This is a genomic window from Hydrogenimonas cancrithermarum, from assembly GCF_030296055.1.
Classification (GTDB): domain Bacteria; phylum Campylobacterota; class Campylobacteria; order Campylobacterales; family Hydrogenimonadaceae; genus Hydrogenimonas; species Hydrogenimonas cancrithermarum.
Genome location: NZ_AP027370.1, coordinates 973,984 through 998,070 on the forward strand (window position 1 = coordinate 973,984; position 24,087 = coordinate 998,070).

Genomic DNA, 24,087 nt, shown 5'->3' on the forward strand with positions numbered 1-24,087 from the left:
CGTTTACTCCGCCTCTTTCGCCATCTTTTCCACTTCCTGCAAAAAACGGCCGACCAACTGCTCTTCCGGCAGTTTCGCCACCACTTCGCCTTTGACCATTATCAACCCGCTACCCTTGCCGTAGGCGATCGCCACATCGGCACTTTTCGCTTCTCCGATCGCGTTGACGACACACCCCATCACCGAAACGTTGAGAGGGGTTTTGATATGCCTGGTTTTCTCCTCCACTTCGGCCACGGCTTTCACGAGATCGGCTTCGATACGCCCACAGGTCGGACAGGAGATGATGTTGAGCCCCTCCTTCGCCGCACCGCTGTCTTTGAGGATGGCACGTCCCACCTCGATCTCTTTTTCAAGTTCCCCGGTAATCGAAACGCGCAATGTGTCGCCAATACCTTCGAGCAGCAGTGTTCCCAGGCCAATGGCACTCTTGATCGTCGCATGAAAGACGGTACCCGCCTCCGTCACACCTAGATGAAACGGATAATCGACCAACGGACGCAGCGTCCGGTAGGCTTCGACGGTGCGCTCCACATCGCTCGCTTTGAGTGACACTTTGATGTCGGTAAAGCCGAGATCCTCGAGAAACTTGATGTTGTAGAGTGCCGACTCCACCATCCCTTTGGCGGTCTGGCCATACCTCTCTTCGAACTCTTTTTCCAGGCTTCCGCAGTTGACGCCGACACGGATCGGAATGTTGCGCTCGCTGCACGCCTTCACAACCTCTTTCACACGCGACTTCTCGCCGATGTTCCCGGGGTTGATGCGGATACAGTCGACCGATTCCGCCGCGATGAGCGCCAGGCGGTAGTTGAAGTGGATATCCGCCACCAGCGGCAAAGACGTCTGTGCACGGATCGCCTTCAGCGCTTCGGCATCTTCATAATCCGGTACCGCCACACGCACGATATCCGCGCCCGCAAAATGCAGCCGGTTGATCTGCTCCACCGTCGCCGCCACGTCCGCCGTACGCGAATAGGTCATCGACTGCACCGAAATCGGAGCATCTCCACCGACGGGCACGCTGCCTACAAAAATCTGTTTGGTTGGGTATCGTTGAATCATAATCGGATTGTAGCGAAAATGTGGATCACTGTCGCCAGATTTTTGAAAAATCGAAATCGAATCGACACTTTTTTGTCTCGAACTCTATCGTTTCATTGTCGAAATCACCGACTTTAACGTATTTTCCAAGCTCGTTGCATCGATATACTTTGGCGACCTGTCCGTCCGGATAGACAAGTACATAATATCCAACACCCTCTTTTTGGTAAAGTTCGAACTTGATCGTCTCATCGCGACGTCCTGTTGCAGGGGAAATGATTTCGAAAATGATCTCCGGTACCTTGTTGACGACTTCGCCAACCGGCTTGCATATCAGCAGTACATCGGGGCGTACAACCGTATCTTCCGATACTTCATAGTCGACATCCTGAAAGACTTTGCAATCTTCACAACCACTCTCTTCGATCTTTCGATAAAGCTGCATCGCAATCTGCAGCGATAGGCCCTGATGGGTCGTCGTCGGAGCGGGCGACATCGCATAAGGATGTCCATAGATCAACTCCCAGTCACCTTCCCAGCGTGCATAATCGGCTCTTGTATAGTGTTCGTCATAATGCAATGCTTCCATACCAAAGATTATACCACATCGTATTTACGCGAAATCGACCGGGTCCATGTCGACTTCGAAACTTCCGTCATCGACAGCCTTGACGACACGCAACAAATCGCTGCGGTTGGGGCTTCTAAGCAGGATGTTGAAACGGAACTTTCCCGCAATCTTCTCGATCGGAGCTTTGCCGGATCCGACGATTTCAACCTTGTCGAATCTCTCGATCAGTACTCTGACGCGCTCCACTTCGGCAAGCCCTTTTTTCTCGTCTTTGGAAGCGAAAAGCAGGCGGCACAGATGCATCGTGGGCGGATAGAGCCCTTCACGAAACTGCAGCTCCTCTTTCAAAAACTTCTCGTAGTCACCGATGTATTCACTGAAAAACTCCGGCTGGTTGGTCTGCACGATCACCGTCGCTTCACGCGCTCTTCCGGCGCGTCCCGCGATCTGCACGAAAAGCGACTGTGCCCGTTCCCTCGCCCGGTAATCCGGCAGTGCCAGAATGTAGTCGAGCCCCAAAACGATCGCCAGCGTTATGTCGGCATAGTCGTGTCCTTTGGCGAGCATCTGGGTACCGACCAAAACATCTGTCTCCTTGTTGGAGAATCTGTCGAGCGCTTTTTGGAGTTTGTTCGCCGTGGTGATCGTATCTTTATCGAACTGCTGGATTTTGATCTCCGGAAACCGCTCGCCCAACTGCTCGACCACTTCCGCCGTCCCGATGCGGTCCGCCCGGACGATCGACCCGCACTTCGGACAGCTTTCCGGGATCTTCTCGGCATAGCCACAGTAATGACAGCGCACCAGCCGGCGATTTCTATGCAGACTCATCCCCACCGAGCAATATGGGCACTCGACCGTATAGCCGCAGTTGTCGCAGTAAAGATATTTGAAGTTGGCCCTTGTGGGCAGAAACACGAGCGCCTGGCCGCCGGCCTTGTGATGCGCTTCGAGCGCTTCGATCATCGTCGGCGTCAAAGCGCAGCCACCCCGCTCGAAAATGTAGCGTTTTTTCGTTTTGACATAAGGGTCCCTGATACGAACGACAGGCTGTCTGGCATAGGTGGCGGCACTCGGTGTCGCACTTCCGAGCACGACCCTCGCCCCCAGCTTTTTCCCCATGAAAAGCGCCAGGTCTCTTGCATGGTAGCGGGGCCTGTTGTGCGCTTTGTAGCTGTCGTCGTGCTCTTCGTCGACGACGATCACTCCGATGTCGTGCAGCGGCAGAAAGAGCGCCGAGCGCGGCCCGGCGACAATACGCACCTCGCCACTTCGAATCTTTTCGAGTGTTTCGGTTTTTCTCTTTTTCGTCAGCTTCGAGTGCCATATCGCGACGCGATCGCCGAAATGGACCTTCAGCCGCTTCTCCATCTGCGGCGTCAGGCTGATCTCGGGCATCAGAAAGACGGAGCTTTTTCCCTCCTGCAAAGCCTTGGCGAAGAGTTTCATGTAAATCTCCGTCTTTCCGCTGCCCGTCGGTGCGAAAAGAAGGGCAGAGCCATGCTTTTGCAACGCTTCGAACGCTCTTTCCTGCGTATCGGAAAGCACGATATCGGTTTCAAATTCCGAATGTTGCGGCAAAGAACGGCCCATCTCGAAGGGTTCGAAAAGCGCCAGCGCCTCGCCGAAGGTACAGGCGTAATACTCTTTCACGAAGCGCGCCGTCTCGATCTGATAAGCGTCGAATCGGTAAGGCAAAGTCTCGACGATCGCATGCGTCTTGAAATCCGGTTTTTCAACCTCCGTAACAATCGCGGCCCTGTGCGTTTTTCCGCGTACCTCGACAACGACGAGGGTATGGGGTTGCACTTTTTCGTGAAAGCTGTAGGTGAAAAGCGGGGCCCGTTTGCCAAGCAGGCAAACTTCGTAGTAATTCATCGAATCGTCAATGGGTCAACGAAGCGCACTCTCCGCTGATACAGTCGAACCGGCCGCTTGTGGCGTTGTACTCGAAGGTGGCGTTGGTATCGTAGCCGATATGGTAGACATAGTAGTTGCCACTCTTGCTCCAGTGCCCCGGCGTCGTATCCGATGTCATTCCATAATCGAGAAGGTTGGCGAAAAGCGGTTCCCCTGTATCTTCCAGCGCCGAAGGGTAGCTGGCATTCCCTTCGAGCAGATTTTTCTGTCTCGAAGTCGCGATGGCACTTCGAATCGTCGCGACTTCCGCCCGTCCTTTGCTGATGATGGCATCAGTGCGCGTCACCCAAAGTTTTGGCATAGCAATAGAGGCGAGAATGCCTATCACTACTATGACAAAAATGAGTTCGATCATCGTAAACGCGGCTTTAGAATTTTGCAAGTTGTCCCCTTATCTTCATAACGTAATTCTGGTTGCCCAACAGTTTTTGCACCCCGTCGCAAATGGGATCGTCGCTTATATTCTGCCCCATCGTGACACTCAGGTTGAGCTCCTGGTTATTACCGACCAGACTCAACGACAAGCAACTGTTTTCCGAACCGGTATCGATCGTAATTTGACTACCGTCATGATTCAAAACCGCGACACCCTCCGCTATCATTTCGTTGACCATATTGGAATAGGCTGTGATATTGTTGTCCAGATTTCCGCTTGCCAATGCGTGAGATTTTATTTCATTGATACTGAGGATGATTTTTTGAGCCAATACGGAAGTTTTCGCATCGACCCTCGTCGCATTGAGTTTGGGTATGGCGACCGCCGCCAAGATACCGATAATCACAATGACAAAAACAAGTTCGACAATAGTAAACGCTCTTTTTTGCATTAAATATGACAAGGAGTGCCTTTTTGGAGGCACTCCTCACTCGAATCAGTATTTAACTGACTGTCCGCTGACCGTGATATTGGACTCTTTCACGAGACCCTTGACACCGGTACAAATGGCACTACTGGCGTCCGTCCCTTCTTTAATGACGATGTTGTTGCCAGCGTACTGCAACGTCATGCATGTCTCGTTGTGATCCTTGTCCAGAAAATTCACCGTTGCAGGACCTGACCCAGTGATGGTGATATCCTCTGATGAAACACCTTCGCTGATGATGTTCGAAGCTGTCTTATACCAATCAGCATCTATGTTCGTGGCGTTCGCTTCGGTTCCTTGCGCAACGACATAGGATGCAATTTCGTTTTTCGCCGCTTGAATATTGCTTGCGATTTTCGAAATTTTCGCATCATCTCGCGTTGCCGCAAGCTTCGGAATGGCAACTGCCGCCAAAATACCCAGAATCACGATCACGAAGATCAATTCAATCATTGTAAAACCACGTCGCATGGTTACTCCTTAAAAGTAGTATTTGTCCTTTGTCGCTACAAAGGCTCGGAACTATTATCGGCCAATCTGTGTAAAAGTTAACTTAATCTGGAAATTTTTTCAGAAGTTCGTTCAGTTTCTCTTCGAGTTCGAGGCACTCGATCTGTTTGGTGAGAAACGCCTGCAGCAGTGTTTTGGTCTCGTTGTCCTTGGCAGGATCGAAAAGTTCGGTCAACTCTTGTTCGACCGCTTCCGCAAACGGCTCTTCGAGGGTGATCGTATAGCGTTTGCCGCCGATGACGAGGGAGATTTTTTTCATCTCGCGTTACCCTCGATTGGATATGAGCGTCTCATTCGCCCAATATCGCTTCGATTTTTCCGATGACCTCTTCGATTTCGAGGTCTTTCATCGTCAGCTCTTCGTTCAACCTGTCGATCTGGGCATCTTTGGCTTCGTTCTGGGCTTTGACGGCGACCAGTTCGTTACGAAGACGGCCGTTCTCCTCTTCGAGCCTCTTCAGGCGTGCCAATACTTCGTCGATCTTTTTGGAGAGCTGGTCGATGACGGGGATGTTTTCCATACGGGGAATCCTTCGTAAGTTGAGTTTGCTGATATAATTATAGACTAAAATGGCAAGGTTTGTCATTAGAGGGAGTTTTGAGTTTTGAGTTTTGAGTTTTGAGTTTTGAGTTTTGAGTTTTGAGAAGGTGAGCACGGCTCGCCGAGCCTTGTCAAGAGTTTTAGTCAAATTCGGGACGAAAACCCATCCCAATTCCCAACACTCAACCCTCAACACAAACCGCCGTCCGCAAAGCGGACAAATGAAAAATGAAAAAGGAGTTCCTTGCTCTTCGAACTGAAAAGCGATTTCGAACCTTCCGGCGATCAGCCGCAGGCGATCAAACTGCTGACCAACTCCATCGAGGCGGGGCACCGCTACCAGACACTGCTCGGCGTCACCGGAAGCGGCAAGACTTTCACGATGGCGCAGATCATCCAGAAGCTGCAGATCCCGACGCTCATCATGACTCACAACAAGACACTGGCGGCACAGCTTTACAGCGAATTCAAGGGTTTTTTCCCCAACAACCATGTCGAGTACTTCATCAGCTACTACGACTACTACCAGCCCGAAGCCTACATCCCGAGGCAGGATCTCTTCATCGAAAAGGACAGTTCGATCAACGAAGAGCTCGAACGACTGCGTCTCAGTGCGACGGCGAGCTTGCTGACATATGATGACGTCATCGTCGTCGCATCGGTTTCGGCGAACTACGGCCTTGGTAACCCGATCGAGTTCAAAAAGATGGTCCAGAAACTGGAAATCGGTGACGAGATCGACCAGCGCACGCTGCTGCTGCGGCTGGTCGAGATGGGGTACAAGCGCAACGACAACTTCTTCGACCGCGGCGATTTCCGCCTCAGCGGGGACGTCATCGACATCTACCCCGCCTACAGCGAAGAGGAAGCCATACGCGTCGAGTTTTTCGGTGACGAGATCGAGGCGATCTACACTTTCGACCCACTGACCAACCGCAAGATCGAAGAGCTGAAAACCACGACGATCTACGCCGCCAGCAACTTCATCGTCGGCGGCGACAAGCTGCAGGAGGCGATCAAGAGCATCGAAGAGGAGCTGGCCGAACGGCTCGCCTGGTTCAAAAAAGAGGGCAAACTTCTCGAGTACCAGCGCCTCAAGCAGCGCACCGAGTTCGACCTCGAGATGCTCGAAACCACCGGTATGTGCAAAGGGATCGAAAATTACGCCCGCCACCTGACCGACAAAAAGCCCGGCGAAGCACCCTATTCTCTGCTCGACTACTTCGAGATCAAAGGCAAGCCATACCTCATCATCGTCGACGAATCACACGTGAGCCTCCCGCAGTTTCGCGGGATGTACGCAGGCGACAGAAGCCGCAAGGAAGTACTGGTGGAGTACGGCTTCCGGCTTCCCAGTGCGCTCGACAACCGGCCGCTCAAATTCGAAGAGTTTATCGACAAAGCGCCCCACTACCTCTTTGTCTCGGCGACGCCTGCCGAACTGGAGATCGAGCTGAGCGCCGTCGTCGCCGAACAGATCATCCGTCCGACGGGGCTGCTGGACCCGGAAGTGGAGATCGTCGACAGCGAATATCAGGTGGAGCACCTGTACGATCAGATCAAAAAGGTGGTCGAACGGAATGAGCGGGTACTCGTGACGGTGCTTACAAAAAAAATGGCCGAAGAGCTGACCACCTACTACAACGACCTGGGGCTGCGCGTCAAATATATGCACTCCGATATCGACGCTATCGAGCGCAACCAGATCATCCGAAGCTTACGGATGGGAGAATTCGACGTGCTGGTGGGGATCAACCTCCTGCGCGAGGGGCTCGATCTGCCCGAAGTGAGTCTCGTGGCGATCCTCGATGCCGACAAAGAGGGGTTTCTACGTTCCGAGACGGCGTTGATCCAGACAATGGGCCGTGCGGCGCGAAACCTCAACGGCCGCGTGTTGATGTACGCCAAAAAAGAGACCCCTTCGATGAAACGGGCGATCGACATCACGCAGCACCGCCGCGAACGGCAGATGATCTACAACGAAGAGCACGGTATCACACCCAAGTCGGTCGGACGGCGTCTCGACGAAAACTTGAAACTCGAAGACCACGGCATTCTCTACGAAAAGAAGAGTAAAATCGAAAGAATGCCGGCCAAGGAGCGGCAGAAGATGGTCAAAGAGCTGACCAAAAAAATGCAAGAAGCGGCCAAAAAACTGGAGTTCGAAGAGGCGGCCAGACTGCGCGACCAGATCAATAAGATCAAACAGTTGTAAGTGAATAGTGCGTATAAATTTATGGTATATTCTCTGAACTTTTCCTGAAGAGGAGTCAACATGTTGCTGCGATACAAAGAGTGGTTTCCGAAATTTGGCGAAAACACATGGACAGCGCCCGATGCCACCGTTATCGGGAATGTCGAAACGGGCGAGGAGTGCTCCATATGGTTCGGCTGTGTCATCCGCGGCGACGTGCACAAGATACGCATCGGCGACCGCACCAACATCCAGGATCTGACGATGATCCATGTCACCCACTATAAAAATCCCGACATGAGCGACGGCCATCCGACGATCATCGGCAGTGACGTCACCGTCGGCCACCGCGTCATGCTGCACGGCTGTACCATCGAAGAGGGCTGTCTTATCGGAATGAACAGCACCATTCTCGACGGCGCCGTCATCGGCAAGGAGTCGATCGTAGGGGCGGGCGCGCTCGTCACCGGTGGCAAAAAGTTCCCGCCGCGAAGCCTCATCATCGGTTCGCCCGCCAAAGTCGTGCGCCAGCTGAGCGATGAAGAGGTCGAAGAGCTATACGCTTCGGCTCGCCGATACGTCGCGTTCAAAAACGACTACATCGATTTCCTGGCATGAGCCTTTTTGCCGCAGCCGACGCGATCGGTCTCGTGACCTTTGCCGTCAGCGGCTTTCTGATGGGAGTACGCAAAGGGCTCGATCTACTCGGCATCGTCATCGCCGCGTTTCTGACGGCACTCGGCGGCGGCGTCATCCGCGACGTCATCGTCGGGCGCATGCCCATCGCCTTTACCGAAGGCAGCGTGCTTCTATTCGTCGTTGCCGGCATCGTGCTGGCACTCTCGCTCAAACTCCATAAAAAAGAGCGGCCCGAGCGTTTCGCCATCTTCATCGTCATGGACAGCATCGGGCTCGTCGCATTCGCGATCACGGGGGCGCTGGTCGGCATCGAAGCTAAGTTCAATCTCTTCGGCGTGATGCTGCTCGCCTTCATGACCGCCGTCGGAGGCGGCATGCTGCGCGACATGATGGTCAACGAAGTCCCCATCGTGCTCACGAGCGATTTTTACGGCACCATCGCCTTGCTGATCGCCCTTCTTGTCTACCTGTGCAGTCTCGTCGGATGCCTTGGTACCTTTACATTGATGAGCATCGCCGCCGGGGCGCTCTTTTTGCGCCTTCTCGCCTACTACAAAAAATGGCAACTACCCAAACTTGGAGGATAATCGATGAAACGCTATCTCTCGACCGAAACACTGACCATCGCCGCCATCTTTCTCGGCATCGCCGCAGGTGTCTGGATGCCGGAGACGATGCTCTCGCTCAAATGGGTCGGTGATCTCTTTTTGATGCTGCTGAAGATGCTCATCGTCCCGCTCGTCTTCGCTTCGGTCTTCGTCGCCATCGTTTCGCTCGGAAGCGGCGAAGCGCTCAAAAACCTCGGCCTCAAAGCGTTCGGCTACTACTTCCTCACCACCGCGCTGGCCGTGAGCACCGGACTGCTCGTCGTCAACATGATCGAACCGGGTTCGACGCACCAGATGGCAGCCGCGGCAGCAGTCTCCAAGCCTGCGGAGCACACCTTCGCCTCCCTTCTGCTCTCCTTCGTTCCAAGCAACATTTTCGCATCGCTCAGCGAAGGAAAGATCGTGCAGGTACTGCTTTTCGTCATCTTCTTCGCCGTGGCGGCCCTCCATCTCGAAACAGCCAGACGCGAGACGCTGCAGGATTTTTTCGAGAGCGTAAACGACGCGATGGGGAAGATCGCCGAATGGGTCATCGCATTGACGCCGATTGGCGTCTTTTCGCTCATCGGCTACGTGATCGCCAAAGAGGGGCTCGCAACACTGTGGGAGCTTAAAAGCTATGTGCTGGCGGTGCTCGTCGCACTCTTCATCCATGCGCTTGTCGTCCTGCCCGCCGTCGCGGCTTTCATCGGCCGCTTCAACCCCTTCGATTACTTCAAGAGAGTGCGCGAAGCGGTGCTCGTCGCCTTCTCGACCGCCTCGAGCTCGGCGACGCTGCCCGTCTCGATCGAAGTCGCATCCGTGCACGGCGGCGTCAAAAAGGAGAGTGCCGGGTTCATCCTTCCGCTGGGCGCCACCGTCAATATGGACGGCACGGCGCTCTACGAAGCGATCGCCGTCATGTTCATCGCCAACAGCTACGGCGTGGAGCTCGGTTTTTCGCAGCAGATCGTCATCTTTTTGACGGCGACCTTCGCTTCGATCGGTGCGGCGGGCATTCCGGGAGCGGGACTCGTGATGATGACGATGATTTTAAGTGCCGTCGGCCTGCCGCTCGAGGCGATCGGTCTTATCGCCGCCGTCGACAGGATCCTGGACATGTTCCGAACGGCGATCAACGTCTGGGGAGATCTGCTGGCGGCGAAGGTTCTGAACAGGTTTATATGAAAAAGTGGGTAGTGAGACGCCCGCTTTGCGGGCTTAGTGAGTAGTGGGTAGTGAGTAGTGGGTAGAGCATTATGGTTAATAGCGCTTCGCACGGGCTTTATCAAAGATGAAACCGACGTAGCCGTATCCGTAACTTTTAGTTTTTAACTTTTAGTTTTTAGTTTTTGGTTTTTCACTCTCCAGCAGGCGTTTCGCCTTCTTCACCGGAAGTTTCGTGAAATCGATCAGCTCTTCGGTCGTTACGACCGATTTCGGAACGTTTTTCAGTCCGATCTCCAGTACCTTGGAAGCGGTTATCGCATCGGCGTAGGCGCGGTGGTGAACGAGTGTGTTGATATCGAGCACGATATTGAGATGTCCCAGGCCGTAACGCTCCGCTTCGATCGTGCGACGGGCCAGTTCGATCGTGCAGAGTTTACGGTTGCCCAGCACCCCGAGGCCGAAACGCTCGAAAGAGTGGGAGATGAAGTTGTAGTCGAACGAAACGTTGTGGGCGACGAAAAGGGTGTCGCCGAGAAACGCCTTGAACTTCGGAAGCATCTTCGCCAGCGGCGGAGCCCCCTCGAGGTCTTCTGGATTGATTCCCGTGATTTCACTGATCTGATAGGGCAGATAGCTACAGGCGGCAAACGATTCGAAGCGGTCCACGATCTCGCCGTTTTTCCACTTCAGCGCCCCGATCTCGATGATCTGCGAGCGCATCGGCTGGCTTCCGTTGGTCTCGATGTCGACGATGCAGAAGGTCTCCTCCTCCCATGGCCTGAAACAGGTTTTCAGCACCACCTCGTCCCCTTCGATATCGATCGGCAAACCCGATGCGATGATCAGCTCCATCAGTGTATCGACATCCTCGAAGAGAGAATCCCTTGTTTTCATAATCAGCTGTCGAAACCGCTCGAGCTCCATCTTGCCGCCGCTCTTTTTCATCGCGGCGACGATATTGTCGATCAGTGGGCGCATCCAGCCTCCTTCGCGGCCTGAACGAACGCACGCACCTTTTCCGGATCTTTCTTTCCTTTCTCCAGCTCCACACCGCTGCTCACATCCACGCCGTAAAAGCCGTAGCGCCGAACCGCTTCCGCGACATTTTCCGGGGTCAAACCACCGGCGAGAACGATTCTTGAGCAGTCGACCCCTTCGAACCACTCCAGATTGAGCCGTTTACCGGCTCCGCCATAGCTCTCACAATAGGCGTCCACCAGCCGATAGTGTCCCGCGAAGTTCATCACCTCTTCGGGTTCCCGGGCACGCACCACCGGCAGCGTTTTGGTCTTCAAGGCATGCAGATAACTCTCGTCCACTTCGAAGTGGATCTGCGCCAGCCCCATGCCCGCTTCGGCACAGGCGATATCGACCTCTAGCGGCGTACGGTCGACGAAAAGGCCGACACGCTCCACGAAGGGCGGGAGCTGGTCGACGATGGCACGCGCCATTGCAGGGGTAATGAAACGCGGCGATTTTTCATAAAAGACGAAGCCGAGCGCATCGGCACCCGCTTCTATCGCCGCCATCGCATCTTCATACGAGGTGATACCGCAGATTTTGACGCGCGGCATTCGCGCCTTCTCACCTTCCCACCTTCTCACCTTCCCACCTTCCGACTTCAAACCTTCAAACTCTCGATCGCTTTGGCGATATTTTCGTGCTTGAAAACATAGCTTCCCGCGACGACGACGTCGACGCCGGCCGCTTTGAGATCATGGACATTTTTGTCGTTGACGCCGCCGTCAACCTCTATGAGACATTTGGGATTGCGCTTCTCGACCAGATCTTTCATCCGTTTCGCTTTCTCAATGACACTCGGGATGAACTTCTGCCCGCCGAATCCCGGATTGACACTCATCAGCAGTACCATATCGAGATCTTCGAGAAGAAACTCGATGCTTTCGGGCCGACTGTGAGGATTGAGCACGATCGCCGGCTTGATGCCGAGTCCCCGGATCTTCTGGATCAGACGGTGCGGATGCTTCTCCTCCTCGATATGGAAGGAGATGTAGCCCGGCGCCAGAGGTGCAAAGAGGTCGACGAAAAAGGTGTTGTTCTCCACCATCAGGTGGATGTCGAGCAGTTTGGTGGCGGCCTTGGCGACGGCCTCGACGACCACGGGCCCAATGGTGAGGTTCGGTACGAAATGGCCGTCCATCACATCGACATGGACCAAATCGCATCCGCCGTCGCAAATCGCTTCGACATCGCGTGCGAGATGTCCGAAATCGGCCGAAAGAATACTCGGGGCTACCAGCATAAACATCCTTTTTTACTTTATTTACGGGCTCAAATAGAATGTGAAAGGATAATCATCGAAACTAAAATTAACCTGAACACCCTGTACGCCATCGAGCGTCGAAGCGAGATCGTCGATGGAAGTGTAACTTCGCGGAAGGGTGATACTGATATTCACACCCTCCTCTTGCAAAAGTGTCTTGGACTTTCCCGCGACGATGTTGACCAGTTCGCTCAACGCATCCGCAAGAATCTCCGTATCGTCACTCTCCTCACCGATCAATAGCGCGCACGACTTTTTTACGAGCTCTTTGGGCATCACCAATGTCATCAACCCGCCAATATCCCCGTAAAATGCGATGGAACTGGCCATAAGTTCCTCTCCATGGGGTTCGAAAGGCCGAATCTTCATCTCCTCTTTTATGGCGATCATATTGACCATCATCTGCAGTGTGCCCATCGCCGCGGAGACCAGTACGGGCAGTCGGGCGACCACCGGCTTCGTGAGCCTGTTTTTCTCTTTTTTCGCGACCGCTCCGCCGCCGCTCATCGATTGCACCGTTTCGTCGCCGAAAAAATCCGCTTCACTTTCGAAAAACATGATGCCGGCATCTTCGAGCTCTTCGACAAAGCGCTTCGGAGTCTTCTCCAGATCGAGTCCCACAATGGCGATCAGCGCACCATACTCCGCACCCGCGGTAGAGAGCCGGGAGAAAAAATTCGCGGCATGGATGTTGAGCGAACTGACACGCGTGGCATCGAACATGAAAAGCTGAAAACCGACTTTGAGGCAGTTTTGATGGTAGACGACGTCGAACTGTTCCGTCACGGTGCCGTCGAGAAAGCCTTTGAGATAGTAGATAACGCAGTTGCCGCGTGTTTTGGCGGCGATGCGGTTGGCCATCATCCCCAGGTAGGTACTCTCGACGATCTCGACAAATTTCTCTTTATCCTCCGCACGCGATGCGAAATCCTCGAAGGTCTGGACCACCACCGGGTTGTAACCCCGATCGAAGACCTCTATCGCCTGCATACTCCGCTGTGTTGCATCTTCATTGTAGACAAGAACGTTCTCTTCACCCTCTTTCGCTTCGTTCCCCCCTGCGAAAAGCAATGCGATATCGATCGTTTTGAAAAGAGAAAAAGGGACTTCCCCATCGAAAAATTTGAAAAAGGCTTCGTATTGCCTTCGCGTATAGTCACAAAAACCGATCGTCACACGCATCTGTTTCTGAAGTTTCGTCAACATGTCGAGAAGAATGGTGATGCCGTTTATGTTGAAAAAGACCACCTTCTTCAAAGAGACGAGAACCATCGAGACATTGGTGCTGCGAACCGTTTGCATCTCCTGAATCGAAATGAGCTGCGATGCATTGTTTCCGTCGAGAAATCCCTGAGGTGCGAAAAGTGCGATCTTCTGTTTTTTGATAATCGGCCTCATTCGATTCCTATCACATTCTCGAAAGTCTCCAGTGCCGGTGTCGCAAACTCGGGATTGAAACTTATAAAGGCGTTCGCACCGGCTTCCAACATGATCGGCCGGCTGAGCTCGTAAAAAAGAAGCAGGTGCAGCAGACGTGCCAGACGGCACAGCGTATCGTCTCCTTTCGCTTCCATGCAGGAGAGGTTGCCGAAAGCCAGCCTCACGAGCCGAATGACATCCTCGTCCACCTCCCATTTTTTCGCTATGACGGCGACCAGCTGTTCGAACCTCAGATGGCTTACGCGCTCCAAAATCGTATCCAGATCGTAGTCTCCGCTCTCTCTCAGCAGCGCCACATCGGAAGCGTGTTCACCGAAAACCGCATCGGCCACCACGAGCCCCCCGCTCATCACGGCAGCGGCGCTCAAAAATTTTTCATCTGCCGATTCATGCCTTACAAGCATTTCCCATTTGTGCATCAATGCCGTCTGGAAATGGGTAAAATCATCGTTGGAAAGAGCGAAATAACGCCATTTTTCAGGTGCGATACGGCTTACCATATAGGCGTACAGCAACTCTTTCGCACGCTCGACGCCGAGTGCCGAAAAGATCTGTGCCGGATCGTTCACCCTGTTGCGAAAGCCGTAAGCGGCACTGTTGACGACCCGTTTGAGATAGCCGATCAATCCCGCATCCGAAGCGGCCGCTTTGGCGGCAGCCGCCAAATTCCCTTTTTCCAGGGCGTTCAGGCTTTTCTGTAAACTTTCCGGCAATGGCGGGACGCGTTGCAAATAGATATCGATCTGTTGGGGTGTAACCATCTACGGGCCTTGTGCTATTTGCCTTTATTATACACCATTTCAATCTACTTAAACAATACTCACGGCATCGCATGAAGCGATGCTCGTCGCACTTGGACACTTTGAGCGAGTCGACATGGACAAAAGCCGAACATTCTAAATCGATTCTTAATTTAAGCAAACTCTATGGTTCATTTCAATAGAATTAGCCAACTTAAAGTCCAGGCGAAGAAATGATCGCACGATTATTGCGGCAAGGACTTACATCACTCAAATTCAAAGGTTTAAACCATGGCACGTAAATGCGCAATTACCGGTAAAGGCCCAATGTCTGGCAACAACGTCAGCCACGCCCACAACAAAACCAAACGACGCTTTTTGCCGAACCTTCGTACGGTACGCATCACCCTCGAAGACGGTACACGCAAAAAGATCCGAGTTGCGGCTTCTACACTCCGCACGATGAAAAAACAGGGCGCTTAACCCCTGTTTTGCCAAAGGCGTCTCCTTTGGCTTGTCTCGACACTTTCCTTATCGTTCCAATTTTTTCTGCTTCTTTAACCCATTCCAGCAACTTTCCAGGAGTTTTCCATGTATACGCTTCTATCGATTGAAGGCGGTGTCTGTGCCCCGAAAGGTTTTTTTGCCGACGGAATCTCTGCAGGATTGAAACCCGACAACCAAAAAGACCTCGCCTTTATCCATTCGGAGACACTTTGCGATATCCGCGCCATTTTCACCACCAACCGCTTCCAGGCGGCTCCGATTCTTCATTTTAGAAAACATGCGATCGAAACGACCAATTTCGTACTGATCAATGCGAAAAACGCCAATGCCATGACGGGAGAGCGCGGCATCGAAGATATCGAAACGGTCTTGGAACATGCCCGTGCGACGTTCAAAAAGATCCAAAATCCCGTCATGAGCTCCACAGGGGTTATCGGTGTTCCCCTGCCCAAAGGGAAGATCATGAAGGGCCTCGAGCGTTTCGACCTCGCGAAGCGGGATGGGAATGCCGCCGCCAAAGCGATCATGACGACCGACAGCTACGAGAAACACGTTGCATTCGAAGTGATTCTCGAAAACGGTGAATCCTTCAGAATCGGTGCGATGGCCAAAGGTGCGGGGATGATCAATCCTGCGATGGCGACGATGCTCTGTTTCATCACGACCGATGCGGCGATTCCGGCGGATGAAATGGGGCCGATGTTGAAAGCTTATGCCGAAACCACGTTCAATGCCATCAGTGTCGACGGAGACACTTCGACGAACGATACCGTGATGCTGCTCAGCAACCGCTTGTCGGGAGTTTACGACAAAGAAGCGTTCGCCCATGCGATCGAAAGGGTCATGCATGAACTTGCACTGAAGATCGTCTCAGACGGTGAAGGTGCGACCAAATGCGTCGCATTCGAGATTACCGGTGCAGCCAACCGTGAAGAAGCCGCCATTGCCGCCAAAGCGCTCACCAATTCGCTTCTGGTCAAAACGGCCCTATACGGAGAAGACCCCAACTGGGGACGCATCGCATCGACGATCGGTGCGAGCGGGGTTGCGTGCGATCCGGCGACATTGACCATCACGTTCGGCAATGTCACCGTTTACGAGAGGGGAGAGATCCTTTTCGATGAAGAGCGGGAAGCCAAAGCGGCGAAAGTGATGCAAAAAGATGCATTCGCCATTCATTGTGACCTCGGCATCGGCAAAGGAAGCTTTACGGCCTACGGATGTGATTTGGGGCATGAATATGTCAAAATCAATGCCGATTACAGAACATAATAAGCAAGAATTTAATATAATCTGAAAAATTTAAACAGGAGAGAAAGATGCTTCACGAATATCGCGACATCATCAGCAAACTGAAAGTGGAAAATGCACATTTCGCAAAGATTTTCGAGCGCCACAACGAACTTGACAAAATTGTAACCGAAGTGGAAGAGGGACGCCAGCATATGGACGACCTGGAGCTCGAGAAGCTGAAAAAAGAGAAGCTGCGCCTCAAAGACGAAGCTTACAAAATGATTCTCGAATACAAGAAGAAACACAACCTCTAAAAACCCGTTGACGGCGGCAAAAAAGCCGCCGTTCCCCCTGTATCTTCGCTTTTAAACTACTTCTTTTCCGGTTCAGCAAACGCACCGAAACTCATCATCTTTTCGTAACGCTGCTGCATGCGCGCCTCTTTGCCCATCTCTTCGAGTGCCGCGACCTGTGAAAGAAAATAGTCGCCGACCGCTTGGGCGGCACCCTCTTTATCGCGATGCGCACCAATCAGAGGTTCGTCGATTATATCGTCGATCAGCCCCATTTTCGAAAGCTCGTCAGGGGTGATTTTGAGCGCTTTCGTCGCCTGCTCCACCTTCGCGGGATCGTTCCACAAAATAGCGGCACATCCCTCCGGTGAAATGACACTGAAGATCGAATAACGCATCATCGCGAGTTTGTCGGCGACACCGATCGCCAGTGCACCGCCGCTGCCGCCTTCGCCGATGACCACGGAAACGGTAATCGTATCGAGGCGGCTCAGTTCCAGCAGGTTTCGCGCAATCGCCTCGCTCTGCCCGCGTTCTTCCGCCCCGAGCCCGGGGTAGGCACCCGGCGTGTCGATCAGCATCAAGATCGGAAGGCCGAATTTTTCGGCCATCTTCGCGGCACGAAGCGCTTTTCTGTACCCCTCGGGGTGAGGCATGCCGAAATTTCTTTTCAGCTTGTTTTTCGTCCCACGCCCCTTCTGTTCACCGATCACCAGACATTTTCGGTCGTCGATATAACCAAGATAGCAGATAATCGCCGGATCGTCCCTGAACGTTCTGTCACCGTGGATTTCAACGGCGTCACGCATCAAAAGACGGATATAGTCGAGTGCGTAGGGCCGGTCGGGATGACGTGCAAGTTGGAGTTTTTGGTAGTCGGAGAGGTTTTTATAGACTTTCGCGAGCTCTTTTTCAAGATCTTTTTCGAGTATGACTATCGCTTCCGTATCGCCCCGCACTTTAGCGGAGGCGATCTCGTCCTCTATCTCTTTGAGTTTCTCTTCGAACGGAAGATAGGTAGCCACATCAGACCTTTTTGAAAATCAGGACACCGTTGGTGCCGCCGAATCCGAAGGAGTTGCTCATCGCGACCTCGATCTTCGCCTCGCGCGGCGTGTTCGGAACATAGTCGAGATCGCAATCCGGATCGGGGTTTTCGTAGTTGATCGTCGGGGGCATGATGCTGTCGCGCATCGCCATCAGCGTCACGACCGCTTCGATCGCTCCGGCGGCACCGAGACAGTGTGCCGTCTGCCCCTTGGTCGAGCTGACCGGAGGGCAGTTCTCCTTCCCCCCGAAAGCTTTCTTGATCGCCATCGTCTCGTACCAATCGTTGTATTTGGTACTGGTACCGTGTGCATTGATATAGTCGACATTTGGATTGCCGGCCATCGTCAACGCCGCTCTCATCGCACGATAAGCACCCTCTCCTTCGGGAGCCGGTGTCGTGATATGGTTGGCATCGCCGCTCTCGCCGAATCCGATCAGCTCGCCATAGATGCGGGCACCACGTGCAACGGCGGCATCGTACTCTTCAAGAACGAGCGCACCCGCCCCTTCTCCCATGACAAAACCGCCACGCTCCGCATCGAAAGGGCGTGACGCTTTCTTCGGCTCGTCGTTACGTGTCGATAGCGCTTTCATCGCCGCGAAACCTCCGATACCGACCGGGCAGATCGCGGCTTCCGCACCAACGACGAGCATTCTGTCGGCACCGCCGAGAAGAATGGTTTTCGCCGCTTCACTGACGGCATGGGTTCCAGCTGCACAGGCCGTGACACTCGAAAGGTTCGGGCCTTTGAGCTTGTGCTCGATCGAAACGAATCCGCCCAGCATGTTTACGAGTGCGGAGGGGATGAAAAATGGAGAGATTCGGCGCGGGCCTCTGTTTTCGCAGATGATGGCGTTTCTTTCGATATTCGCCAATCCGCCGATTCCGGATGCCGAAGAGACACCGAAACGCTCCCGTTCGACGCTATCGTCGATACCGGCATCCGCCATCGCTTCGGATGCCGCTTTGATGCCGAGTTGAATGAAGCGGTCCGCCTTTTTGACCTCCTTGGGATCCATCACAGTGGTCGGATCGAAATCTTTCACTTCCGCCGCGATCTGAACGCTCTGTTTGCTCGCGTCGAACAAAGTAATTCTTTCAATGCCACATTGTCCGTCAAGTATGGCTTTAAAAGAACTCTCTTTATCGTGTCCTACTGCATTGATCATTCCAAGTCCGGTTACGACCACTCGCCTCACATAATCTCCTTTATTCGTTCATCAATCCCGCACGAAGGCGGGAACAGTGTTACTTGTTTTCTTCGATATACTTGACCGCGTCACCGACAGTCTGGATCTTTTCAGCCTGGTCGTCCGGAATTTCGATACCGAATTTCTCTTCAAGGGCCATAACCAGTTCAACAACATCGAGGCTGTCGGCACCGAGATCCTCAACGAATTTCGACTCCATCTTTACTTCGTCCGGGTTGACGTTGAGCTGCTCTACAACTACCTCTTTTACGTCGTCAAAAAGTGCCATTACAATCTCCTTTTAAAATGAATTGCATAATGGTAGCAAAAATATCTTTAAATGAATAGAAATAAGGTGGTTATCGGTTATCGGTTTTTCGTTAACGGAGGAATATGGGGACGCGAAGCGTCACGCCATATTCATACCACCGTTGACTTTGAGGGTTTCGCCGGTAATGTAACTCGCGTGGTCGCTGAGAAGAAAAGCGATCGATTCTGCGACCTCTTTGGGGTCTCCGAAACGTGAAAGCGGAATACGGTCGATGAAAGCCTGCTTGATCTCCTCTTTCAACTCGTCCGTCATATCGGTCTTGATGAATCCCGGTGTAACGGTGTTGAAGCGAATGTTGCGCGCTGCTCCTTCGATGGCGAAACTTTTGGTCATCGCGATGAGCCCGCCTTTACTGGCACTGTAGTTGGTCTGGCCTGCGTTGCCCGTCTCTCCAACGATCGACGCGACGTTGACGACGGCACCGAAGCGCTTCTTGCCCATCACTTTGATCGCCTCGCGGCAGCCGATAAAGGCGGAAGTGAGGTTGGCGCGGATCACCGCTTCGAACTCTTCGACCTTCATACGCATCGCCAGTTTGTCTTTGGTGATACCGGCATTGTTGACGATGTACGCCAGTTCCCCATCGGCATCGACAATCGTTTTGACCGCATCGACATAGGCCGCTTCGTCACTGACGTCGAAACCTATTACCGCCGCTTCGCCGCCCGCCGCTTCGATCTCCGCCTTCACTGCGTCGGCCGCTTCCGCGCCGCTTCGGTAGTTGATCCACACTTTCAAGCCATACCCCGCGAGAACTTTCGCGATCTCAGCACCGATCCCTCGGCTCGCACCCGTCACCAGTACGTTTTTACCTGTAAATTTCAAAGAGACTCCTTTTTATAATTTCATAAAAATGATAGAGCGCAAAGCGCTCATCCAAAATTTCTCATCGCTCACTTCTCATTACTCACCGCCTAGATCAGCGGCTCATCCATCTCTTCCGGTATCGGAAGCTCCATCAGCTTCAATACCGTCGGTGCGATGTTGTTCAACGCTCCGGGTTTGACCTCTTCGACATCGGGCGCCATCACAAAACCCCAGACGTCACCGACCGTATGGTTGGTCAGGACATTCCCCTTCTCGTCCAGCATCTCCTCGCAGTTGCCGTGGTCGGAAGTGAGTACGAGGCGATAATCTTTCTCTCTCGCCTTCTCGACGATGCGCCCAAGCTCGCGGTCGACCGCTTCGACCGCTTTGACCGCCGCTTCGAAATTGCCTGTATGGCCCACCATATCGCCATTGGCGAAGTTGACGACGATAAAATCGTACGCCTCGTCCATTGCCGTCAATACCGCATCTCCCACCTGCGGTGCACTCATTTCCGGTTTCATATCGTAGGTCTTGACCCTCGGGCTTGGAATCAACACACGCGACTCGTTCAGCACCGGCTCCTCCACACCGCCGTTGAAAAAGAATGTCACGTGCGCGTACTTCTCGGTTTCGGCTGTATGCAGCTGTGTCAGGCCCGCATTGGAAATGACTTCCGCCAATGTGTTTTTGGGCACCTCTTTTCTGAAAAGTACCGGGTAGGGAAAGGACTTGTCGTATTCGGTCATCGTCGCGATATGCAGATGCAACGGTTTGCGCTCGAACGCGTCGAACTTCGGATCGCCGATGGCCGTGACGATCTCTCTCATCCGGTCGCTTCTGAAGTTCATGAACAAAACAGCGTCGCCATCTCTCATCCCCTCGTACCCGTCGAACGCAGTAGGCTCGATGAACTCGTCGGTCACATCTTCGGCGTAGCTGGCCTCGACGTACTCGAGGCAAGAGAGGTCGGTCTTCGGTGTCGCTTCGACGATCGCACGGTACCCTTTTTCTACACGCTCCCATCGCTGGTCACGGTCCATCGTATAGAAGCGGCCGCCGATCGTGGCGATGGAGATGTTGTCGTTCAGAATCTCTTCGATCTGTTTCAGATACTTCGGTGCCGATGTCGGAGAGACATCGCGTCCGTCGGTAATGAGATGCAAAAAGACCCTCTTGCCCGCTTCGGCCGCGATCTTCGCCACACCGATAATGTGCTCGATATGGGAATGAACCCCGCCGTCGCTCATCAAGCCGATCAGGTGGAGGCGGTCGCTTTCGCTCAAAAGCGCTTGCAGTACCTCGTTGCTCTTGAGGCTGCCGTCTTCGAGCGCCAGAGAGATCTTCACCAGATCCTGGTAAAGCACCCGGCCGCTGCCGATCGTCATGTGGCCCACTTCGGAGTTGCCCATCTGTCCCTCGGGTAGCCCGACATGGAGTCCGTAGGTGTGGATCAGCGTATGGGGAAGTTCTTTGAAGAGTTTTTCATACGTCGGTTTTTGCGCCGCTTCGAAAGCGTTGGCTTTGGAGTTCGGCTTGTAGCCAATGCCATCGGTAATGACAAGTATCGCCTTTTTTGACACGTTCATATCCCTTAATCGAGTATTATGGTAAATTTATACTGTTTTATGCGCAACTATATTAAAATACCGCTTTCAAGCTCCTAAAAATTCATAACGATATAGGTTTTAAAATAATGCTTTATTGGTTTTACCGACACCTCGATATCAACCTTTTTCAATACATCACCGTCCGTGCCGGTTTCGCCTTCTTCATCGCGTTCGTGTTCACCATCTACCTCATGCCTCTTTTCATAAGCTGGGCGAAGACGAAAAAAGCGAGCCAGCCAATCAACAAATTCGTCCCGAAAGCCCATTTGAAGAAGAGCAATACACCCACGATGGGCGGTGTCGTCTTCATCTTCTCCACCGTCGTCGCGACACTCTTGAGCGCCAACCTCAGCAACCTCTACATCATCGGCGGCCTCATGACGCTTGTCGGTTTCTGCGCATTGGGGCTCGGCGACGATCTCGGCAAAGTCGTTTCTGGCAACAACCTCAAAGGGCTCACCGCTCGGGCGAAATTCGCCATCCAGCTTCTTTTGGGGCTGGGAATCGGCGCTTTCTTGCTTGGCATCATCGGTTTCAATACCGAATTTTACGTGCCTTTCGTCAAGTTTCCGCTCTTCGACATGCAGTGGGGAGCCGTCCTTTTCTGGGCGCTCGTCATCGTCGCGGCGAGCAATGCCGTCAACCTCACCGACGGCCTCGACGGCCTTGCCACCGTCCCATCCGTCTTCGCCCTCTTTTCGCTCGGTGTCATCGTCTACGTCACCGGCAACGCGGTCCTCAGCCACTACCTGCTCTGGCCGAAAGTCATCGGCGTGGGGGAAGTGGCGGTCGTCGCATCGGCACTCATTGGCGCACTCATCGGTTTTCTGTGGTACAACTGCAACCCGGCCGAAGTCTTCATGGGCGACAGCGGCAGCCTCGCCGTCGGTGCTTTTTTGGGTTATATGGCGATTCTTGGCAAAAGTGAAATCCTGCTCATTCTCATCGGTGCGATCTTCGTCATCGAAACGGTTTCTGTCATCGCGCAGATCGGCAGCTACAAACTGCGTGGCAAGCGGATCTTCCTGATGGCACCGATCCACCACCATTTCGAGATGAAACAGTGGGCGGAGAACAAGATCATCGTACGATTTTGGATCATCGCCTTCATCGCCAACCTTTTGGCACTCATCACACTGAAGATCCGATGATGGCACGCATCACGCTTTTCGGATACGCAAAAACGACGCGGGCCATCGCCAAACGGTTCGGCCCTTGCACCTTTTTCGACGACAAAGTCACCGTCCCACACAAAGACGACGACGGCAACCTCTTGATGCCCCCATCGCTCTTCGATCCCGACAAGAGCGGTGTCGAAATCCCGAGCCCCGGATTCCCACCAAACCACCCGCTCATCCAAAAAGCCAAAAACCTCATCAGCGAATACGACCTGTTTCTTTCGAATCACGGAAAAAAATTTCTCAACACTCAGCACTCAATACTCAACACTCCTTATACCATCTGGATTTCAGGCACCAACGGCAAAACCACGACGACACAGATGATTACCCACCTGTTGTCCCATAGAGGGGCTGTCAGCGGCGGAAACATCGGGACACCGCTGGCCGAAATGGATCCCGACGCTCCGATCTGGATTCTGGAAACCAGTTCGTTCACCCTCCATTACACCAAATATGCCAAACCCGACCTCTACCTGCTGCTGCCGGTCACGCCCGACCATCTCGCGTGGCATGGCGGCGAAGAGGGATACATTTCCGACAAGCTCTCTCCACTAAAGCGGATGCGGGAAGGGGAGGCGATTCTGCTTCCAGAAATGTTTGCCGGCCGGCCAACCGACGGTTTCAAAATTCCCTACACATCGGTCGGCGATCTGGCGGAATATTTTGGCATCGACCCCAGAAAGATCCGTTTCGAAGGAGCCTTTTTACTCGATGCCCTGCTCGCACTCGGCGTATCGAAAATCCTTTTCGACGAAATCGATTATGAGAAGATCAACGCCTTCAGGCTCGATCCGCACCGCCAAGAGAAGATCGTCGACAGCCGTGACAGGCTATGGATCAACGATTCCAAAGCGACCAATATCGATGCGACGATCCAGGCACTGGTACCATTCAAAAAGAGAAAAATCTTTCTCATCCTCGGAGGCGATGACAAAGGAGTCGACCTCACCCCACTTTTCGACGCGCTGAAATCTTACGACGTGGCCATCTTCGCCATCGGAAAAAACAGTGAAAAAATCGCCGATCTCGCCGACAGACACGCCCTCCGGTGCATCGTAACCGAAACCCTTGACCATGCCGTCACCGCGATCGACAAAATCCATACGCGTGACGCCGTCGCCCTCCTCTCCCCCGCAGCGGCCAGCCTGGACCAATTTTCATCCTATGCCGAACGGGGAAATCTTTTCAAAGAAATCGTCAGCAGTTTTTAAGCGTAATTCTTCTATAATTTCGACCACTCAAAAGGCGGCCAGATAGCTCAGTCGGTAGAGCAGCAGACTGAAAATCTGCGTGTCGGCAGTTCGATTCTGCCTCTGGCCACCACCTCTTTTCTATTCTGCATTTGAAACATCAACGAAATCGAAACGCCCATTCAACCAGA

27 protein-coding genes, 1 tRNA gene and 1 pseudogene are annotated in these 24,087 nt (G+C 53.3%); 11 read left to right on the forward strand and 18 right to left on the reverse strand.

The features are described from left to right. Positions 1 to 3: 3 nt before the first annotated feature. The 8 genes from ispG to QUD54_RS04995 form a co-directional block, all read right to left on the reverse strand. On the reverse strand, positions 4 to 1,065 hold the full coding sequence (gene ispG, locus QUD54_RS04960) for a flavodoxin-dependent (E)-4-hydroxy-3-methylbut-2-enyl-diphosphate synthase (protein WP_286337850.1): 1,062 nt from the start codon (positions 1,063 to 1,065) through the stop codon (positions 4 to 6). Positions 1,066 to 1,090: 25 nt separating this feature from the next. Beyond that, entirely contained in the window at positions 1,091 to 1,633 is a 543-nt protein-coding gene (locus QUD54_RS04965; protein WP_286337851.1) for a Uma2 family endonuclease, read from the reverse strand. 24 nt (positions 1,634 to 1,657) lie between these two features. Further along, the gene (locus QUD54_RS04970; RefSeq protein ID WP_286337852.1) at positions 1,658 to 3,493 is read right to left on the reverse strand and encodes a primosomal protein N'; all 1,836 of its coding nucleotides are present in this window, start codon (positions 3,491 to 3,493) and stop codon (positions 1,658 to 1,660) included. 7 nt (positions 3,494 to 3,500) lie between these two features. Then, on the reverse strand, positions 3,501 to 3,917 hold the full coding sequence (locus QUD54_RS04975) for a type II secretion system protein (RefSeq protein WP_286337853.1): 417 nt from the start codon (positions 3,915 to 3,917) through the stop codon (positions 3,501 to 3,503). Then, positions 3,904 to 4,362, reverse strand: coding sequence for a type II secretion system protein (locus tag QUD54_RS04980; protein ID WP_286337854.1), 459 nt, complete (start codon positions 4,360 to 4,362; stop codon positions 3,904 to 3,906). Before QUD54_RS04980 ends, QUD54_RS04975 begins: the two co-directional genes overlap by 14 nt. Positions 4,363 to 4,407: 45 nt before the next feature. Then, positions 4,408 to 4,869, reverse strand: a complete 462-nt coding sequence (locus QUD54_RS04985; protein ID WP_286337855.1) for a type II secretion system protein — start codon at positions 4,867 to 4,869, stop codon at positions 4,408 to 4,410. 82 nt (positions 4,870 to 4,951) lie between these two features. Beyond that, the gene (locus QUD54_RS04990) at positions 4,952 to 5,167 is read right to left on the reverse strand and encodes a hypothetical protein (protein WP_286337856.1); all 216 of its coding nucleotides are present in this window, start codon (positions 5,165 to 5,167) and stop codon (positions 4,952 to 4,954) included. 31 nt (positions 5,168 to 5,198) lie between these two features. Beyond that, on the reverse strand, positions 5,199 to 5,429 hold the full coding sequence (locus QUD54_RS04995) for a hypothetical protein (protein WP_286337857.1): 231 nt from the start codon (positions 5,427 to 5,429) through the stop codon (positions 5,199 to 5,201). Positions 5,430 to 5,693: 264 nt separating this feature from the next. On the opposite strand from QUD54_RS04995, the pseudogene uvrB reads away from it, so the two are divergent. The 5 genes and pseudogenes from uvrB to QUD54_RS05015 all read left to right on the forward strand — a co-directional run. Continuing rightward, a pseudogene (gene uvrB / locus QUD54_RS05000) lies at positions 5,694 to 7,598 on the forward strand (excinuclease ABC subunit UvrB); the annotation flags it as partial. Beyond that, complete coding sequence (locus tag QUD54_RS12035; RefSeq protein WP_406600587.1) at positions 7,584 to 7,664, forward strand: UvrB/UvrC motif-containing protein; 81 nt, start codon at positions 7,584 to 7,586, stop codon at positions 7,662 to 7,664. The pseudogene uvrB and the gene QUD54_RS12035, both read left to right, overlap by 15 nt. Positions 7,665 to 7,724: 60 nt before the next feature. Further along, positions 7,725 to 8,261: a gamma carbonic anhydrase family protein gene (locus QUD54_RS05005; RefSeq protein WP_286337859.1), complete on the forward strand. Its 537-nt coding sequence runs from the start codon at positions 7,725 to 7,727 to the stop codon at positions 8,259 to 8,261. Continuing rightward, entirely contained in the window at positions 8,258 to 8,869 is a 612-nt protein-coding gene (locus QUD54_RS05010) for a trimeric intracellular cation channel family protein (RefSeq protein ID WP_286337860.1), read from the forward strand. The genes QUD54_RS05005 and QUD54_RS05010 overlap by 4 nt, the downstream gene beginning before the upstream one ends. A gap of 3 nt (positions 8,870 to 8,872) precedes the next feature. Next, a complete protein-coding gene (locus QUD54_RS05015) occupies positions 8,873 to 10,057 on the forward strand; it encodes a dicarboxylate/amino acid:cation symporter (RefSeq protein WP_286337861.1) in 1,185 nt (394 codons plus the stop codon). Between the two features lie 150 nt (positions 10,058 to 10,207). Here QUD54_RS05015 and QUD54_RS05020 read toward each other — a convergent pair whose 3' ends face one another. Genes QUD54_RS05020 through QUD54_RS05040 form a run of 5 tightly spaced genes read right to left on the reverse strand, consistent with a single transcriptional unit; the run spans position 10,208 to position 14,524 of the window. Then, positions 10,208 to 11,017: a 3'-5' exonuclease gene (locus QUD54_RS05020; protein ID WP_286337862.1), complete on the reverse strand. Its 810-nt coding sequence runs from the start codon at positions 11,015 to 11,017 to the stop codon at positions 10,208 to 10,210. After that, positions 11,005 to 11,613, reverse strand: a complete 609-nt coding sequence (locus QUD54_RS05025; RefSeq protein WP_286338009.1) for a phosphoribosylanthranilate isomerase — start codon at positions 11,611 to 11,613, stop codon at positions 11,005 to 11,007. The genes QUD54_RS05020 and QUD54_RS05025 overlap by 13 nt, the downstream gene beginning before the upstream one ends. Positions 11,614 to 11,660: 47 nt before the next feature. After that, a complete protein-coding gene (rpe, locus tag QUD54_RS05030) occupies positions 11,661 to 12,302 on the reverse strand; it encodes a ribulose-phosphate 3-epimerase (RefSeq protein ID WP_286337863.1) in 642 nt (213 codons plus the stop codon). Between the two features lie 21 nt (positions 12,303 to 12,323). Then, positions 12,324 to 13,721 (reverse strand): chemotaxis protein CheX, encoded by a 1,398-nt coding sequence (locus tag QUD54_RS05035; protein ID WP_286337864.1) that lies wholly within the window; start codon positions 13,719 to 13,721, stop codon positions 12,324 to 12,326. Beyond that, on the reverse strand, positions 13,718 to 14,524 hold the full coding sequence (locus tag QUD54_RS05040) for an HDOD domain-containing protein (RefSeq protein ID WP_286337865.1): 807 nt from the start codon (positions 14,522 to 14,524) through the stop codon (positions 13,718 to 13,720). Before QUD54_RS05040 ends, QUD54_RS05035 begins: the two co-directional genes overlap by 4 nt. A 270-nt stretch (positions 14,525 to 14,794) precedes the next feature. Between QUD54_RS05040 and rpmB the strand changes: the two genes are divergently transcribed. From rpmB to QUD54_RS05055, 3 genes are all read left to right on the forward strand, one after another. After that, the gene (gene rpmB / locus QUD54_RS05045; RefSeq protein WP_286337866.1) at positions 14,795 to 14,986 is read left to right on the forward strand and encodes a 50S ribosomal protein L28; all 192 of its coding nucleotides are present in this window, start codon (positions 14,795 to 14,797) and stop codon (positions 14,984 to 14,986) included. Positions 14,987 to 15,094: 108 nt separating this feature from the next. Continuing rightward, positions 15,095 to 16,282 carry a bifunctional glutamate N-acetyltransferase/amino-acid acetyltransferase ArgJ gene (argJ, locus tag QUD54_RS05050; protein WP_286337867.1) on the forward strand — a complete coding sequence of 396 codons (1,188 nt, stop codon included), beginning with the start codon at positions 15,095 to 15,097 and terminating at the stop codon, positions 16,280 to 16,282. A gap of 47 nt (positions 16,283 to 16,329) precedes the next feature. Next, positions 16,330 to 16,557 (forward strand): YdcH family protein, encoded by a 228-nt coding sequence (locus QUD54_RS05055; protein WP_286337868.1) that lies wholly within the window; start codon positions 16,330 to 16,332, stop codon positions 16,555 to 16,557. A gap of 56 nt (positions 16,558 to 16,613) precedes the next feature. On the opposite strand, the gene accA is transcribed toward QUD54_RS05055, so the two are convergent. The 5 genes from accA to gpmI form a co-directional block, all read right to left on the reverse strand. Next, the gene (gene accA, locus QUD54_RS05060; protein ID WP_286337869.1) at positions 16,614 to 17,561 is read right to left on the reverse strand and encodes an acetyl-CoA carboxylase carboxyl transferase subunit alpha; all 948 of its coding nucleotides are present in this window, start codon (positions 17,559 to 17,561) and stop codon (positions 16,614 to 16,616) included. Position 17,562: 1 nt separating this feature from the next. Beyond that, positions 17,563 to 18,786: a beta-ketoacyl-ACP synthase II gene (locus tag QUD54_RS05065; protein ID WP_286337870.1), complete on the reverse strand. Its 1,224-nt coding sequence runs from the start codon at positions 18,784 to 18,786 to the stop codon at positions 17,563 to 17,565. 49 nt (positions 18,787 to 18,835) lie between these two features. Further along, on the reverse strand, positions 18,836 to 19,066 hold the full coding sequence (gene acpP / locus QUD54_RS05070) for an acyl carrier protein (protein WP_286337871.1): 231 nt from the start codon (positions 19,064 to 19,066) through the stop codon (positions 18,836 to 18,838). Between the two features lie 120 nt (positions 19,067 to 19,186). Then, positions 19,187 to 19,933, reverse strand: a complete 747-nt coding sequence (gene fabG, locus QUD54_RS05075) for a 3-oxoacyl-ACP reductase FabG (RefSeq protein WP_286337872.1) — start codon at positions 19,931 to 19,933, stop codon at positions 19,187 to 19,189. 89 nt (positions 19,934 to 20,022) lie between these two features. Continuing rightward, positions 20,023 to 21,498 carry a 2,3-bisphosphoglycerate-independent phosphoglycerate mutase gene (gene gpmI, locus QUD54_RS05080; RefSeq protein ID WP_286337873.1) on the reverse strand — a complete coding sequence of 492 codons (1,476 nt, stop codon included), beginning with the start codon at positions 21,496 to 21,498 and terminating at the stop codon, positions 20,023 to 20,025. 113 nt (positions 21,499 to 21,611) lie between these two features. On the opposite strand from gpmI, the gene mraY reads away from it, so the two are divergent. The 3 genes from mraY (at position 21,612) to QUD54_RS05095 (ending at position 24,029) form a co-directional block, all read left to right on the forward strand. Beyond that, the gene (gene mraY, locus QUD54_RS05085) at positions 21,612 to 22,676 is read left to right on the forward strand and encodes a phospho-N-acetylmuramoyl-pentapeptide-transferase (protein WP_286337874.1); all 1,065 of its coding nucleotides are present in this window, start codon (positions 21,612 to 21,614) and stop codon (positions 22,674 to 22,676) included. Then, positions 22,676 to 23,917 (forward strand): UDP-N-acetylmuramoyl-L-alanine--D-glutamate ligase, encoded by a 1,242-nt coding sequence (murD, locus tag QUD54_RS05090; protein ID WP_286338010.1) that lies wholly within the window; start codon positions 22,676 to 22,678, stop codon positions 23,915 to 23,917. Before mraY ends, murD begins: the two co-directional genes overlap by 1 nt. A 36-nt stretch (positions 23,918 to 23,953) precedes the next feature. After that, positions 23,954 to 24,029: transfer RNA gene (locus tag QUD54_RS05095), tRNA-Phe, on the forward strand. Positions 24,030 to 24,087: the final 58 nt, after the last annotated feature.

Bases quoted from the DNA above. Each gene is read 5' to 3' on its own strand.
- ispG (WP_286337850.1), bottom strand. From the start codon at position 1,065: ATGATTCAACGATACCCAACCAAACAGATTTTTGTAGGCAGCGTGCCC.
- QUD54_RS04965 (WP_286337851.1), bottom strand. From the start codon at position 1,633: ATGGAAGCATTGCATTATGACGAACACTATACAAGAGCCGATTATGCA.
- QUD54_RS04970 (WP_286337852.1), bottom strand. From the start codon at position 3,493: ATGAATTACTACGAAGTTTGCCTGCTTGGCAAACGGGCCCCGCTTTTC.
- QUD54_RS04980 (WP_286337854.1), bottom strand. From the start codon at position 4,362: ATGCAAAAAAGAGCGTTTACTATTGTCGAACTTGTTTTTGTCATTGTG.
- QUD54_RS04985 (WP_286337855.1), bottom strand. From the start codon at position 4,869: ATGCGACGTGGTTTTACAATGATTGAATTGATCTTCGTGATCGTGATT.
- QUD54_RS04990 (WP_286337856.1), bottom strand. From the start codon at position 5,167: ATGAAAAAAATCTCCCTCGTCATCGGCGGCAAACGCTATACGATCACC.
- QUD54_RS04995 (WP_286337857.1), bottom strand. From the start codon at position 5,429: ATGGAAAACATCCCCGTCATCGACCAGCTCTCCAAAAAGATCGACGAA.
- QUD54_RS12035 (WP_406600587.1), top strand. From the start codon at position 7,584: ATGCAAGAAGCGGCCAAAAAACTGGAGTTCGAAGAGGCGGCCAGACTG.
- QUD54_RS05005 (WP_286337859.1), top strand. From the start codon at position 7,725: ATGTTGCTGCGATACAAAGAGTGGTTTCCGAAATTTGGCGAAAACACA.
- QUD54_RS05010 (WP_286337860.1), top strand. From the start codon at position 8,258: ATGAGCCTTTTTGCCGCAGCCGACGCGATCGGTCTCGTGACCTTTGCC.
- QUD54_RS05015 (WP_286337861.1), top strand. From the start codon at position 8,873: ATGAAACGCTATCTCTCGACCGAAACACTGACCATCGCCGCCATCTTT.
- QUD54_RS05020 (WP_286337862.1), bottom strand. From the start codon at position 11,017: ATGCGCCCACTGATCGACAATATCGTCGCCGCGATGAAAAAGAGCGGC.
- QUD54_RS05025 (WP_286338009.1), bottom strand. From the start codon at position 11,613: ATGCCGCGCGTCAAAATCTGCGGTATCACCTCGTATGAAGATGCGATG.
- rpe (WP_286337863.1), bottom strand. From the start codon at position 12,302: ATGCTGGTAGCCCCGAGTATTCTTTCGGCCGATTTCGGACATCTCGCA.
- QUD54_RS05035 (WP_286337864.1), bottom strand. From the start codon at position 13,721: ATGAGGCCGATTATCAAAAAACAGAAGATCGCACTTTTCGCACCTCAG.
- QUD54_RS05040 (WP_286337865.1), bottom strand. From the start codon at position 14,524: ATGGTTACACCCCAACAGATCGATATCTATTTGCAACGCGTCCCGCCA.
- rpmB (WP_286337866.1), top strand. From the start codon at position 14,795: ATGGCACGTAAATGCGCAATTACCGGTAAAGGCCCAATGTCTGGCAAC.
- argJ (WP_286337867.1), top strand. From the start codon at position 15,095: ATGTATACGCTTCTATCGATTGAAGGCGGTGTCTGTGCCCCGAAAGGT.
- QUD54_RS05055 (WP_286337868.1), top strand. From the start codon at position 16,330: ATGCTTCACGAATATCGCGACATCATCAGCAAACTGAAAGTGGAAAAT.
- acpP (WP_286337871.1), bottom strand. From the start codon at position 19,066: ATGGCACTTTTTGACGACGTAAAAGAGGTAGTTGTAGAGCAGCTCAAC.
- mraY (WP_286337874.1), top strand. From the start codon at position 21,612: ATGCTTTATTGGTTTTACCGACACCTCGATATCAACCTTTTTCAATAC.
- murD (WP_286338010.1), top strand. From the start codon at position 22,676: ATGGCACGCATCACGCTTTTCGGATACGCAAAAACGACGCGGGCCATC.